Here is a 12,596-nt window from a genome sequence, read left to right on the forward strand (position 1 = left end):
GCCGGCCCGTGCCGTCATTCGCCGCGGATGCCCGCGTCCTGGATCACCTTGCGCCAGCGTGCGATCTCGGTGCGGATGTGCGCGCCGAACTCCTCCGGCGTGTTGCCCACTGGTTCGGACCCGTCCGCAGCGAGCCGTTCGACGACCTCGGGCAGGTGCAGAATGCGCACGATCTCGCGGTTCAGCCGGTCGATGACCGGGCGCGGGGTCTTCGCCGGTGCCAGCATGCCGTACCAGCCGGCGACGACGTAGTTCGGCAGGCCGGACTCGACCATCGTCGGCACCTCGGGCAATGCGCGCGAACGCGTGCGCGTGCTCACCGCGAGGGCGCGCAGCTTGCCTGCCTTGATGTGCGGGCTCGACTGCAGGATCGTCGAGAACAGCATCTGTATCTGGCCGCCGATCACGTCGGCCATCGCCGGCGAGCCGCCGCGGTACGGCACATGCGTGAGGCGCACGCCTGCCTGCGACGCGAACATGGCCCCGGCGAGGTGGCTGAACCCGCCGTTGCCCGACGAGCCGTAGTTGATCCCTTCCGGCTTCGCCCGCGCCAGCGCGATCAGTTCCTTCAGCGACTGGGCCGGCACCGACGGATGGATGATCAGCGCATACGGCTGGCTGGTCGCCTGCGTGATCGGTGCCAGATCGCGCAGCAGGTCGTAGCCCAGCTTCGGGTACAGCGTCGAGTTGACCGAGTGGCTCGATGTGATCATGGTCAGCGTGTAGCCGTCGGCCGGTGCCTTCACCACGGCATCGACCGCGGTCGTGCCGTTCGCGCCCGGACGGTTGTCGACCACCACCGGCTGGCCCCAGGCCTCGGCCAGGCGCTGTGCGATCGCGCGCCCGGTGATGTCGGTGCCGCCGCCCGGGGCGAAAGGGATCACCAGCCGGATCGGCTTGGACGGATAGGCCTGCGCCAGGGCCGGGCCGGCGACCATCGCGCACGACATGGTCGCGAGGGCGGCGAGCGCCGCGCGGCGTATGGCGCGCCGCTGCGCGCCGGTTCGAATCGAAACCACGTTCTCCTCCTGCCTGCGCCCGCATCACGCGCGCGATCGCTGATCGGCCGCACCGGCTCGCCCGCACCATGCACCGGCGGCAGCGTGACTGCCTTCCACGTCTGCGATGCGTCTCTATCGATTGTAGCAGCGGCGCTCGCAGGTACCGCCTCGCATCCACGCAAGACTGGCATCTCGCGTAACATCTGTTTTGTTCACGGCTGGTGGTACGGGCCGATCCATCGCGCGACACGCCCGCAGATCGACGGGCTGCGCTACAGCCGGCGTCCGGCTGGAGGAGAAGGCATGACGCGTTTCCGGAAGATGCCGGGGGCTGCAGCACTGCTGCCGGTGGCGCTGCTCGCCTGCACGAGCGCACAGGCACAGGTACAGGCACGGACGGCCGACGCGTTCCCCGCACGCCCGCTGCGCATGGTGGTCACCTTCCCGCCGGGCGGCGCGGTGGACATCGTCGGCCGCATCCTTGGGCAGCGCCTGTCCGAAGTGCTCGGCCAGCCGGTGCTGGTCGACAACCGGCCCGGCGGTGGCCAGATCATCGGCACCGAGCTGGTCGCGCGCGCGGCCGCCGACGGCTACACGCTGCTGCTGCCGTCGATCACCCACTCGATCAACCCGGCGCTGCATGCGAAGCTGCCCTACGACACGCTGCGCGACTTCCGCGCGGTGTCGCTGGTCGCGGCCTCGCCGCAGGTGCTGGTGGCCACGCCGTCGTTCCCCGGGCGCAGCGTCGCCGAGGTGATCGCCCAGGCAAAGGCTCGTCCGGGACAGATCAACTACGCCTCCTCCGGCAATGGTTCGGGTGGGCACCTGGCGATGGAGCTGTTCCGGTCGATCAGCCGTGTGTCGCTGGTGCACGTGCCCTACAAGGGCGCAGGCCCTGCGGTCGTAGACCTTGTCGGCGGACAGGTGCAGCTGATGTTCACCAGCCCGCTTGCAGTCGCCTCCCAGGTCAAAGCCGGCAAGCTGGTCGCGATCGCGATCGCCAGCGCGAAGCGCACCGACTCCTGGCCAGACCTGCCGACGGTCGCAGAGTCGGGCGTCCCCGGCTACGAGGCGAGCCTCTGGTACGGACTGGTCGCACCGGCAGCCACGCCGACCGCGGCGATCACGGTGCTGGAGCAGGCCACCTTCAAGGCGGTGCGCGTACCGGAAGTGCGTGACCGGTTCGCGCAGCAGGGCGTGGATCCGATCGCCAGCACGTCCGGCGAGTTCGATGCCTTCCTGAGGCGCGAAGTCGACAAGTGGTCGACCGTGGTGCGCGCGTCGAAGATACGGCTGGACTGACCGCAGATGCTCGACCTGCCCGACGACCCGCTCGCTTTCTTCGACCGCATCGAGGCGCTCGGCCTGACCGACGGCCTGCCGGTGATCCCGCCGCTGCCAGCCTATGTCGACGCGATGGTGGCCGCCGCTGGCTTGCCTGCGGATGAACCGGTGGCCAGCGTGCCGCCGGAGGGCAGTGTCGCGACCGTCGGCAAGCTGGCCGTCAGCGCCGTGATGGCGGGCTGCCGGCCGGAGTACTTCCCGGTAGTGGTGGCGGCGATCCGGGCCCTGGCCACGCCGCGCTACAACCTGCTGGCGGTGCAGACCACCACCAACCCGGTCACCCCGGTGCTGGTGGTCAACGGGCCCGTGCGCATGCGCATCGGCCTGGCCTGCGGCCGGGGATGCCTGGGCAACGGCTTCCGTGCCAACGCCACGATCGGGCGCGCGATCAGGCTCGCGCTGCTCAACCTCGGCGGCTGTACCCCGGGCGAAGTGAGCAAGGCCACGCACGGCTTCCCCGGGCGCTATGCGTTCTGCTTCGGCGAACTGGAAGAGCAGAGTCCGTGGCTACCGATGAGCACCGACCTCGGGCATGAACCCGGACACGACACCGTCACCGTTTTCGCTGCCCAGGGTACGCAGAGCGTCTATGCCTGCTTCCTGCAGGCCGAGAGCATCCTGCACATGCTGGCCGACGGCATGCGCTGCTATGGCAACAACGGCTACCGGCGCAGCACCGGCAACCCGGTGGTGGTGCTGTCGCCGGGCCATGCGCGCATCTTTCACGAGCAGGGCTGGGACAAGCCGCGCATCCGCGAGGCGCTGTGGCGGATGACGCACATCCCGCTCGCGCAGATGAACACCGAGCCGCAGTTGTCCCCGTCCGCCTACGACGCGCTGGAGGACCGCAGCGGCAGCGTGGCGCTGTGCGCAAGGCCCGAGGACATCGCGATCGTCGTGGCCGGGGGCCCCGAGGCCTACCACCTCACCTACCTGCCCAGCTTCTCGAGCAGCGATACCGTCACCGTCGCGATCTGAACCGACCACCCGAGGAGGACCCATGCTGATCCATGACCCGCGCAACCCGGACCCGAGCGGCCTGATGCACCCGCCGCGGCTGCAGGCGCTCGCCGGCGCTCGCGTGGCCTGGCTGAACAACGGCTGGGGCAGCATGCGCCGGCTGGGCAGTCTGATCGACCCGGCACTGCGCGCGGCCGGCGCCGCCTCGGTGAACTTCTACGAAGTGCCGCGCAACCATGCCGCGGCAGGTGACCTGCTGGACGAAGTGGCACGCGGCAACGACGCCGCGATCGTCGGCCTCGCCAACTGAGGCTCATGCACATCGTGGAGTGTCCACGATACGGTCGAACTGGTGCGCCGCGGGCTGCCTGCCGTGGTCGTTGCGACCAGCCAGTTCGTCGCGCTGGCGAAGGTGATGATGCGCGCGCGCCGCGTGCCGGAGACGGTGGCGGTGGTGATCGACGGCAACCCGGAGTTCCTCGACGAGGCGGCATTCGAGCCGCTGGCCGCCGAGGTGCTCGAGGCCGTACTGCAGCGGTTGCAGCATTGCCGGTGAACCCAAAGGACAGATGCACGGGAGGACTGCTTGAACACACCCGATGACCAGGACGGCCGGCAATCGGTGTACTGGCCGCGCAGCCCGCGCCAGGCTGGCGTACGCCCGCTTTCGCCGCGGCTCGACACGCTCGACGGCAAGACCATCGCCTTCGTCTGGGACTACATGTTCCGCGGCGACGAGATCTTCAGGCTGCTGGAGGAAGGCATCCGCGGCCGGTATCCCGGCGCGCGCTTCGCCAGCTGGCGCGAGTTCGGCAACACCCATGGCAGCGAGGAGCATGCAGTGCTGTCCGCCCTGCCCGGCCGGCTTGAGGAACTGGGGGTCGATGCCGCGATCAGCGGCATGGGCTGTTGAGGCAGCTGCACGCCCGCCGTGTTGCGGGCGAGTGCGGTGGTCGAGGCGGCCGGTCGTGCGTCCTCGACGCTGGTATGCGAAGGCTTCCTGTCTGCCGCGGCCAGCACCTCGATCGGGCTCGGCATGCCGAACCTGCCGGTTGCTGGCGTGCCCGGCCATCCCGGCGTGCAGAACGACGCTCAGCTGCGCGAGAACATCCTCGGCACCACGCTCGACCAGGTGATCGACAACCTGCTGCGCGCGCCCGCCCGGGTGCAGGCCGAGGATGAGCCGGGCGCGCGCGACATCGTGTTCACCGGCAGCTTCGATGCGGTCAACCGCGCGTTCATCGCGCGCGGCTGGTCGGACGGGTTGCCGGCGGTGCCGCCCACGCGCGCGCGCATCGACGCCTTCCTGCGCTGCTGCGATCGCGATCCGGACGAGGTGCTCGGCGTGCTGCTGCCCGACAGCCGTGCGGCGACCGTCTGGAGCGTCGCGGTCAACGGCGTGATGGCCGGCTGCCGGCCGCAGTACATGCCGCTGCTGCTGGCGCTGGTGGAGGCGATGGCCGATCCGTACTACGGCGTCGAGCACAGCGGCAACACACCCGGCGGCGAGACCCTGATCATGCTCAACGGGCCGATCGCCCGGCAGCTCGGCTTCAACTGCGAACAGGGCGTGATGCGAGACGGCATCCAGCCGAACACCTCGGTCGGCCGCTTCTGGCGCCTCTACCTGCGCAACGTGGCGGGCTTCCTGCCCGGCGGCAACGACAAGGCCACTTTTGGCAATACCTGGCGCGTGGTGGTGCCCGAGAACGAGGCCTTCGTCGAGCGCATCGGCTGGCAGCCGATGAGCGTCGACATGGGCTTCCATGCCGGCGAGGACACGGTGACGATCGCGCGCTACACCGGCGGCAACCACATCTCCTCGGTGTCGGGCAGCACGCCCGAAGAGCTCATGCCCTATGTCGCGGACGCGGTGGTCAAGCAGCACACCTGGCAGCTGATGTTCTCGGTCGGCCAGGGCAAGGGCACGCTGCGCCCGCTGATCCTGCTCGGACCGATCATCGCCGAGACGCTGGCAGCTGGCGGCTGGTCGAAGACAGACGTACGCCAGTACCTGTACGACCATGCCAGGGTCACCGCCGGCGAGTTCGAACGCATCCTGCGCGACTGGACCAACAAGCCGGTCTGGAGCCTCGCCGAGGAAGCACGGCTGCGCCGGATCCCGCAGGTCTACCACGCGTCGGACGACCCGCAGCGGCTCGTGCCGCTGGTCTGGGACCCGGACGACTTCATGCTGCTGGTCACCGGCGATCCGGCACGCAACAGCGTCTATGTGTTCGCACACAATGGCGTGCTCGGCTATCCGACCACGAAACTGGTACGGCTGCCGCCAGGCTGGGCCGGACTGCTCGACGAGATGAAGAGGGAGGACGAGGATGCCGGTCAGGCGCAGGCGTGATATCTGGGACGTCGCCATTGTCGGCGGCGGCATCGCCGGCCTGGTCGGTGCACTGCAGGCGAGCGCACGCGGCCTGTCCACGGTCCTGGTCGAGGCGGCACTGCCGGGCGGCCTCGTCGCCACGGTGAACGTGCTCGAGGACTGGCCGTCGGCCGCGCCTGAATCGGGCGCCGGCCTGGCCGCGCGCCTTGCCGCGCAGGCACGGCTGGAGGACGTTTCGATCATCGAGAGCCGCGTCGATGCACTGCTCGCGCTCGGCGCCGGCGACGCCCGCTTCGAGCTGCAGTTGCCCGGCCGACGGTTGCGTGCGCGCAGCGTGCTGTGTGCCAGTGGCGCGCGGCTCGCACCGCTCGGCCTGCCCGGAGAGGAACGCTTCCATGGCCGGGGCTGGTCGCAATGCGCCTGGTGCGACGGCACGTTCTTTCGAGACCACGACGTGGTCGTGGTCGGCGGCGGCGACTCGGCGCTGCAACAGGCCCTGGTCCTGGCGCCGCTGGTGCGTTCGGTGACGGTGGCGGTGCGCGGCCAACTGCGCGCGCGGCATGCGCGCATCGAGCGCGCCAGCGGCCAGCCCAACCTGCGTTTCGCCTGGAACACCGTGGTGCGCGGGCTGGTCGGCGTCGATGCGCTGGAAGCGGTGCAGCTCGAGCAGATCGACGACGGAACCCGCACCGAACTGCCCTGCAGCGGCCTGTTCCCTTTCGTCGGGCTGCTGCCGGCCACGGGCTGGCTGCCGGACACGGTCATGCGCGATGAACGCGGCCATGTCGCGACCGACCGCGACGGACGCAGTTCGCTGCCCGGGCTGCATGCGGTCGGTGCCGCGCGCAGTGGCGGCAGCGGCGACCTGGTCGGTGCCGCAGGGGATGCAGCCGGTGCGATCGCCGCGCTTGCGCAGGAGCTGCAGCGATGAGGCCGACGCAGAGTCACCAGGCCTGTCCGGCCCTCGCGCCGGCAACGATCCTCGCCACTGCACTGGCGCTGTCCATCCTCCCGCCCCCGGCCACCGCGCAGGCCTTCCCGACGATGCCGGTGCGTATCGTGGTGCCCTTCCCGCCCGGTGGCGGCACCGACATCCTCGCCCGGCTGATCGCCGCGCGCATGACCGAGTCATTCGGACAGCCGGTGCTTGTCGACAACCGCGGCGGCGCGAACGGCACCATCGGCGCGGCGCTGGTCGCGCGTGCCACGCCGGACGGACATACGCTGCTGGTGGTCCCCAGCGGCTTCGCGGCGAACCCGGCGCTCTACCCGGCCCTGCCCTATTCGAACGACCGGGACTTCGCACCGGTGTCGCAGCTGGCCGCCTCGCCGCTGGTGCTCGTCGTGCATCCGTCGCTGCCGGCACGATCGGTGAAGGAGCTGGTGACGCTGGCGCAGAAGCAGCCGGGTCGCCTCGACTATGCGACCGCCGGCAGCGGTTCGCCGCCGCACCTGGCCACCGAGTACTTCAAGCTTCTGGCGAGGGTGCAGATCGTGCACATCCCGTACAAGGGCGCCGGTCCGGCCGGTGCCGACGTGCTGGCCGGCCAGGTACCGATCTATTTCATGAACCTGCTGCAGGCGATGCCGCTGATCCGCTCGAACCGGCTGCGCGCGCTCGGCGTGACCACGCCGAAGCGCTTCGGCGCCCTGCCCGACGTGCCGACCATTGCCGAGGGCGGCATCGACGGCTACCAGTTCACGAACTGGTACGGCGCGCTGGCCCCGGCGGGTGTGCCCCGCGACATCCTGGCCCGGCTGCAGGGCGAGATCGCGCGCATCCTGAACACGCAGGAGGTGCGTACCCGGCTCGCGGGTGAAGGCGCAGAGGTGGTAGCCAGCAACCCGGAACAGTTCTCCGCCTTCCTCAAGGCCGAAACGGCCAAGTTCGAGCGCATCATCCGCGAAGCACGCATCCGCGCCACCGACTGAACACGCCCTCTGCGCCGACCGGGCAAACCGGCGCCGGCGCAGCGTGCGGCCGGATTCACTCGGGCCTGATGCCCGCCTGGGCGATCACCTTAGCCCAGGTCGCGATCTCCGCCTGGATCAGCCGCCCGAACTCGGCCGGTGTTCCCGGCGCGGGATCGGCCCCGTCGGCCGCAAGCCGTGCCCGGGTGTCCGGGGCGCGCAGCGCCCGCGCGAGCTCGCTGTTCAGCCTGCCGACCACCTCCGCCGCGGTGCCGGCCGGCACCAGTACGCCGTACCACGCACTGACGTTGTAGCCCGGCACGCCGGCCTCGGCGATGGTCGGCAACTCGCGCGCGCTCTCGGCGCGCGCACCGCCGCTCACCCCGAGGGCGCGCAGGCGGGCAGACTTGATGTATGGCATGGCTGCGGTGAGGTTCGCGAACATGAGATCGGCATGGCCCGCGATCACGTCCGACAGCGCCGGCCCGCTGCCCTTGTACGGCACATGCAGGAGATCGACGCCGGTCATCGAACGCAGCAGTTCGCCGGCGAGGTGCGTGGCATTGCCAGCACCGGCCGAGGCATAGGTCAGCCTGCCGGGCCTGGCCTTCGCCAGGGCCAGCAACTCGCGCACCGACCGTGCCGGCACAGACGGGTTGACCACCAGAACATAGTGGCCGGTGGTCGCCAGCGACACCGGGACGAAGTCGCGCAGCAGGTCGTAGCCCAGCTTGCGGTAGAGCGCGGCGTTGATCGCATGGGCGGGCGTGCCCATGAACAGGGTGTAACCGTCGGGCGCGGAACGCGCCGCCACCTCGGCACCCAGGTTGCCGCCCGCCCCCGCGCGGTTGTCGACCACGAAGGCCTGGCCCAGCTGCTCCGCCAGCTTCTGCGCGATCACGCGCGCCACCAGGTCGACGCCGCTGCCGGGCGAGGATGCGGCGACGATGCGCACGGGCTTCGCAGGCCAGCCCTGGGCGGCCGCCGGTGACACGGCAGCCAGCGCCAGCGCACAGGACAACGCCGACCGCGAAACCGTGTGCCACAGCCATCGAAGCCGCAAGGCGCACCCGGCCGCTCGCTCGCCCGAACACCCGCGGGCGTTGCCACCACGGATGCGCGCGATGTACGCCCTCGCCCTGCACGCGCCCGCCGCGAACAGCGCAGCCATCTCAGCGGCCCTCGCTGCCATCGGGCTGCACGGCCGCGGGCAGCGCTACCGCCGCCCCCTGCGCGCCCGCGTGCATCTGGCGCAGGGTCTCGCGCACGAGGCTGATGTGCTGGCGCAGCAGGTAGACCTGGTCGCTGAAGCCGAGCGGTATCGGCCGTGTGTAGGCGGCCAGCTCGAGCGCATCGATCTTGCGCTCGTAATCGAGGGCCTTCGACGGATCGAAGTCCGTACGGATGTCGTACTCGATCAGGCGCAGCTCCCCATAGAGCCCCAGGATGCGGCGGCGGATGCGCCAGTTGTAGAGCGGCGGGATGATGCGCGACAGCGGCAGGGCGACGGCCACCACTGGCAGCACCATCACCCACAGCCGCTCGATCAGGATCGCCAGCCAGAGCGGCAGGATGCGCTGCAGGAACGGCAGGCCACCGCGGTGGAAGCGCTCCGCTTCCTTGCTGAGCGGGAAGTCCTGCTGGCGCCCGGACGGGAACTCGCGGGCGGCCTGGAACAGCCCGGCACCGCCGTGCACCTCGGCTGCGGCCTGCAGCAGCAGCGTCTGCAGCGTCGGGTGCAGGTCGTCGCGAGCCACCAGCTGCGCAGTCGGCGCAACCAGGACTACGTCCTGGCGCGGCAGGTCGCGCGCCAGATCGGTCGCGCCGTGCGGCAGAACCACCTTCGACAGGAACAGGAATTTCTTGGTGTAGGCATCGGCCTGCGCAAAACGCATCAGGCGCAGGTCCGGATCACGCAGCAGGGCCGCGATATAGCCCGCCTCCGGCGCAGCGATCAGCATCAATGCGTCGACACGCCCGGTACGCAGCGCCTCGCTGGCGGCCGCTCCGGTCAGCGACGACAGTCGTACCTGTCCAGGACCCAGTCCGTTCGCACGCAGCAGTTGCAGCGCCAGGGCCCGCGTACCGCTGCCTTCGGGGCCGATGGCCACATGGCGCCCGCGCAGGTCGGACAACCGGCTGATGTCGGCGGGCAGCCGGTGGAACACCCACAGTGGCTCGTGGTAGAGCCCGCCGAGCGCCACCAGCGAGGGCGACTTCGAGGGGTTGCCCAGGCCACCCTGCACGAAGGCGACGTCCACGCGCTCGGTTGCCGCATCGAGCAGGGCCAGGTTTTCGACCGACCCTTCGGACGGGCGCAACTGCAGGTCGAAGCCCTTGCGCGCAAGGATCTCGCGGTAGCGCTGTGCATAATGGTGGTAGGCCCCCTCGATGCTGCCGGTGGCCATCACCAGCGACCCCGGCGGTGCCGGCTGGATGAAACGCGACGCGAACCAGAAGGCAGCGGCGATCAGCAGCAGCGCGGGCAGGCCTACGGCCAGCAGGTCGCGCGGCGACAGCGAACGGATGGACAGGCGGCGCCAGCCTGTCAGGAGTGCGGGTTTGGGAAGGGCCATGGCCCCTACTCTACCAAAGGCCGCCCGGCATTCACGGCGAGCGGATACCGAGGCGTTCCACGGTCGGACGCATCTCGGCCCGCATCCGGGCACGCACCGTGAACAGCCAGACCGCGGCACCGGCGCACACCGCCCCGTTAAGCGCCAGCGCCAGGCGCGGACCGATCGCCTCGGCGACGCTGCCCGCGAGCAGGTTGCCGATCGGACCCACGCCCATGAAGAGCATGGTCGAGAGACTCATCACCCGGCCGCGCTTGTCGTCATCGACCAGGGTCTGCATGATCAACTGCACTGGAAGAGTGGTCGCCAGCACGCCGAGCCCGACCAGCACGACCAGCGGGGCGGATTGCCACCAGCGGTCGCTGAACGCAAACGCCAGCAGCCCGAGCCCGGCCGCGGCCATCGCCGCGTTGAGCACGTTCAGCAGACCGGCCGCATTGGGGCGCGCGGCCAGGTAGAGGCTGCCGGCAAGCGCCCCGCCGCCCGCGAGCGCCAGCAGGATGCCCAGCATCCGGGGATCGCCGGCATAGACCTGGGCGACGAACGCCGGCATCAGGTTCTGGTAGGGGGTCACCAGAACGCTGACCAGCGCCAGCGAGATCAGCAGGTTGCGGATCGGATACGAGTTCCAGGCGTAAGCGAAGCCTTCGCTCAGCCCGGCCATGAACGAACCGCGCGTCGCCGACGGCGGCTGCGGCCGGGTACGGATGGCCAGTATGCTGCCGACGACCGCGACATAGCTCAGCGCATTGACCGCGAAACACCACGCCGGCCCGACCGCGACCAGCAACGCACCCGCGATCGCCGGGCCGATCAGCCGCCCGGCCTGCCCCATGGTTGCAGTCAGGGAAATGGCGCTGGGCAGATCCTCGCGTACGTCGATCAGGTCGAGCAGGAAGGTCTGCCGCACCGCGAGTTCCAGTGCCACCAGTGCGCCGAGGATGGACCCGAGCACCATCAGGTGCCAGGGCTGGATCAGCCCGGTGACGGTCAGCACGACCAGCACCAGGGCCTGGATGCCCTCCAGCACCTGCGAGGCGAGCATCAGCCGGCGGCGGTCCGCATGGTCGGACCACCAGCCGGCCAGCGGCGACAACAGCAGCACAGGCAGGTTGGAGAAGAACGCAAGCAGCCCCAGCGCGAATGCAGACTGCGTGAGCTCGTACATCAGCCAGCCGGCAGCCACCTGCTGTACCCAGTAGCCGACCATCGACAGACCCTGGCCGGCGAAAAAGAACGCGTAGTTGCGATGGCGTAACGCGCGGAAGGCGACCGACGCGAACTTCACTGTCACCGCGCCCCGGCGCGCGACGTATCCTCGGGCGCGGGGCTGGACGCCACGCCGGACACCCCAGTCAATTGGTGCGCACGTTTGCCGCCCTGGCCACCTTGGCCCAGCGCGCGATTTCTTCCTGGATGAACTGCCCGAATGCCTCCGGCGAATTGCCGCCCGGGTTGCCGCCCTGCTGTGCGATCCGCTCGCGCCCCTCGGGCGACTGGATCCACTTCACCATCTCGCCATTGAGCCGGGTCAGGACATCCTTCGGCACCCCGGCTGGCGCAACCAGCCCCTGCCAGGAGCTGCCGTCGAATCCCGGCACTCCGCTCTCGGCCACCGAGGGCACGTTGGGCAGCGCGGCATAGCGTTCGGCAGTGGACACCGCGATCGCGCGCAATTTGCCGTTTCGCGCGGCCTCCAGGGAGGGGCCGATGCCGGTCGTGAAGCCCATCTCGACCATGCCGCCCAGCTGATCGACCATCGCCGGGCTGGCGCCCTTGTAGGCAATGTGCGTCGCCTGGGTACCGGACATGAGCAGGAACATCTCCATCAACATGTGCGGTGAAGTCCCCGGACCGGTCGACGCATAGTTGAGCGCGCCGGGCCGCTTCTTCATCAGGGCCAGCAGTTCCTTCACGTTACGCACCGGCAGCGACGGATGCACCAGCAGGATGCTCGGCAGGCGCGCGATCAGGGTGATCGGCGTGAAATCCTTCACGGGATCGAAGTCGAGCTTCATCACCGAGGGCGCAATGCTCTGGGCGACGGTGAACATCGAAATCGTATAGCCGTCCGCCGGCGCGCGGGCCGCCAGCGCGGCACCGATGTTGCCGCCGGCGCCGCCCCGATTGTCGACCACCACCTGTACGCCGAGCTGGCGACTCAGCGCCTCGGCGGCCAGCCGGCCGAAGATGTCGGTCGAGCCGCCCGGCGGGAACGGCACGATCATGCGCACGGGTTTCGACGGCCAGGCCTGCGCCAGTGCGGATGCGGCCGGCAGCGTCGTCGCTGCGAGCAGCGCCACGGCCAGCACCGATGAAAGGTTCGATGGGTACATCCGATCCTCCTCCGTTGGGCGGAGCCGACCCTGCCGGCCCGCCACCGGCTCCGGCCCCGCAGGACCCGCCGACGCTGTCATTATCGGAAACACTCGACCGCCATGCAGGGCGGCATCACCCTGCCTG

General features: G+C 70.0%; 13 protein-coding genes. 8 read left to right on the plus strand and 5 right to left on the minus strand.

The window, feature by feature from the left end:
• Window positions 1–14: 14 nt before the first annotated feature.
• A complete protein-coding gene (locus tag ING98_01490) occupies window positions 15–1,019 on the minus strand; it encodes a tripartite tricarboxylate transporter substrate binding protein (GenBank protein MCA3100521.1) in 1,005 nt (334 codons plus the stop codon).
• Between the two features lie 285 nt (window positions 1,020–1,304).
• Between ING98_01490 and ING98_01495 the strand changes: the two genes are divergently transcribed.
• Genes ING98_01495 through ING98_01530 form a run of 8 tightly spaced genes read left to right on the plus strand, consistent with a single transcriptional unit; the run spans window position 1,305 to window position 7,578 of the window.
• Window positions 1,305–2,303 carry a tripartite tricarboxylate transporter substrate binding protein gene (locus tag ING98_01495; protein ID MCA3100522.1) on the plus strand — a complete coding sequence of 333 codons (999 nt, stop codon included), beginning with the start codon at window positions 1,305–1,307 and terminating at the stop codon, window positions 2,301–2,303.
• Between the two features lie 6 nt (window positions 2,304–2,309).
• Complete coding sequence (locus tag ING98_01500; protein ID MCA3100523.1) at window positions 2,310–3,323, plus strand: hypothetical protein; 1,014 nt, start codon at window positions 2,310–2,312, stop codon at window positions 3,321–3,323.
• Window positions 3,324–3,345: 22 nt separating this feature from the next.
• Entirely contained in the window at window positions 3,346–3,615 is a 270-nt protein-coding gene (locus ING98_01505; GenBank protein MCA3100524.1) for a hypothetical protein, read from the plus strand.
• A 42-nt stretch (window positions 3,616–3,657) separates the two neighbouring features.
• Entirely contained in the window at window positions 3,658–3,861 is a 204-nt protein-coding gene (locus ING98_01510; protein ID MCA3100525.1) for a hypothetical protein, read from the plus strand.
• A gap of 30 nt (window positions 3,862–3,891) precedes the next feature.
• On the plus strand, window positions 3,892–4,218 hold the full coding sequence (locus ING98_01515; protein ID MCA3100526.1) for a hypothetical protein: 327 nt from the start codon (window positions 3,892–3,894) through the stop codon (window positions 4,216–4,218).
• A gap of 18 nt (window positions 4,219–4,236) precedes the next feature.
• The gene (locus ING98_01520; GenBank protein MCA3100527.1) at window positions 4,237–5,664 is read left to right on the plus strand and encodes a hypothetical protein; all 1,428 of its coding nucleotides are present in this window, start codon (window positions 4,237–4,239) and stop codon (window positions 5,662–5,664) included.
• Window positions 5,642–6,577 carry an FAD-dependent oxidoreductase gene (locus ING98_01525; protein MCA3100528.1) on the plus strand — a complete coding sequence of 312 codons (936 nt, stop codon included), beginning with the start codon at window positions 5,642–5,644 and terminating at the stop codon, window positions 6,575–6,577. Before ING98_01520 ends, ING98_01525 begins: the two co-directional genes overlap by 23 nt.
• Complete coding sequence (locus ING98_01530; protein ID MCA3100529.1) at window positions 6,574–7,578, plus strand: tripartite tricarboxylate transporter substrate binding protein; 1,005 nt, start codon at window positions 6,574–6,576, stop codon at window positions 7,576–7,578. Before ING98_01525 ends, ING98_01530 begins: the two co-directional genes overlap by 4 nt.
• A 55-nt stretch (window positions 7,579–7,633) precedes the next feature.
• Here the strand turns inward: ING98_01530 and ING98_01535 are convergent, their stop codons facing one another.
• From ING98_01535 to ING98_01550, 4 genes are all read right to left on the minus strand, one after another.
• A complete protein-coding gene (locus ING98_01535; GenBank protein ID MCA3100530.1) occupies window positions 7,634–8,728 on the minus strand; it encodes a tripartite tricarboxylate transporter substrate binding protein in 1,095 nt (364 codons plus the stop codon).
• A gap of 1 nt (window position 8,729) precedes the next feature.
• Entirely contained in the window at window positions 8,730–10,133 is a 1,404-nt protein-coding gene (locus tag ING98_01540; GenBank protein ID MCA3100531.1) for a TAXI family TRAP transporter solute-binding subunit, read from the minus strand.
• Window positions 10,134–10,164: 31 nt separating this feature from the next.
• Window positions 10,165–11,427, minus strand: a complete 1,263-nt coding sequence (locus tag ING98_01545; protein ID MCA3100532.1) for an MFS transporter — start codon at window positions 11,425–11,427, stop codon at window positions 10,165–10,167.
• Between the two features lie 61 nt (window positions 11,428–11,488).
• A complete protein-coding gene (locus ING98_01550; GenBank protein ID MCA3100533.1) occupies window positions 11,489–12,469 on the minus strand; it encodes a tripartite tricarboxylate transporter substrate binding protein in 981 nt (326 codons plus the stop codon).
• Window positions 12,470–12,596: the final 127 nt, after the last annotated feature.

The sequence above is a fragment of the Rhodocyclaceae bacterium genome (assembly GCA_020248265.1).
In the GTDB taxonomy this organism is placed as follows: domain Bacteria; phylum Pseudomonadota; class Gammaproteobacteria; order Burkholderiales; family CAIKXV01; genus CAIKXV01.

Bases quoted from the DNA above. Each gene is read 5' to 3' on its own strand.
- ING98_01495 (MCA3100522.1), top strand. From the start codon at position 1,305: ATGACGCGTTTCCGGAAGATGCCGGGGGCTGCAGCACTGCTGCCGGTG.
- ING98_01500 (MCA3100523.1), top strand. From the start codon at position 2,310: ATGCTCGACCTGCCCGACGACCCGCTCGCTTTCTTCGACCGCATCGAG.
- ING98_01505 (MCA3100524.1), top strand. From the start codon at position 3,346: ATGCTGATCCATGACCCGCGCAACCCGGACCCGAGCGGCCTGATGCAC.
- ING98_01525 (MCA3100528.1), top strand. From the start codon at position 5,642: ATGCCGGTCAGGCGCAGGCGTGATATCTGGGACGTCGCCATTGTCGGC.
- ING98_01530 (MCA3100529.1), top strand. From the start codon at position 6,574: ATGAGGCCGACGCAGAGTCACCAGGCCTGTCCGGCCCTCGCGCCGGCA.
- ING98_01535 (MCA3100530.1), bottom strand. From the start codon at position 8,728: ATGGCTGCGCTGTTCGCGGCGGGCGCGTGCAGGGCGAGGGCGTACATC.
- ING98_01540 (MCA3100531.1), bottom strand. From the start codon at position 10,133: ATGGCCCTTCCCAAACCCGCACTCCTGACAGGCTGGCGCCGCCTGTCC.
- ING98_01550 (MCA3100533.1), bottom strand. From the start codon at position 12,469: ATGTACCCATCGAACCTTTCATCGGTGCTGGCCGTGGCGCTGCTCGCA.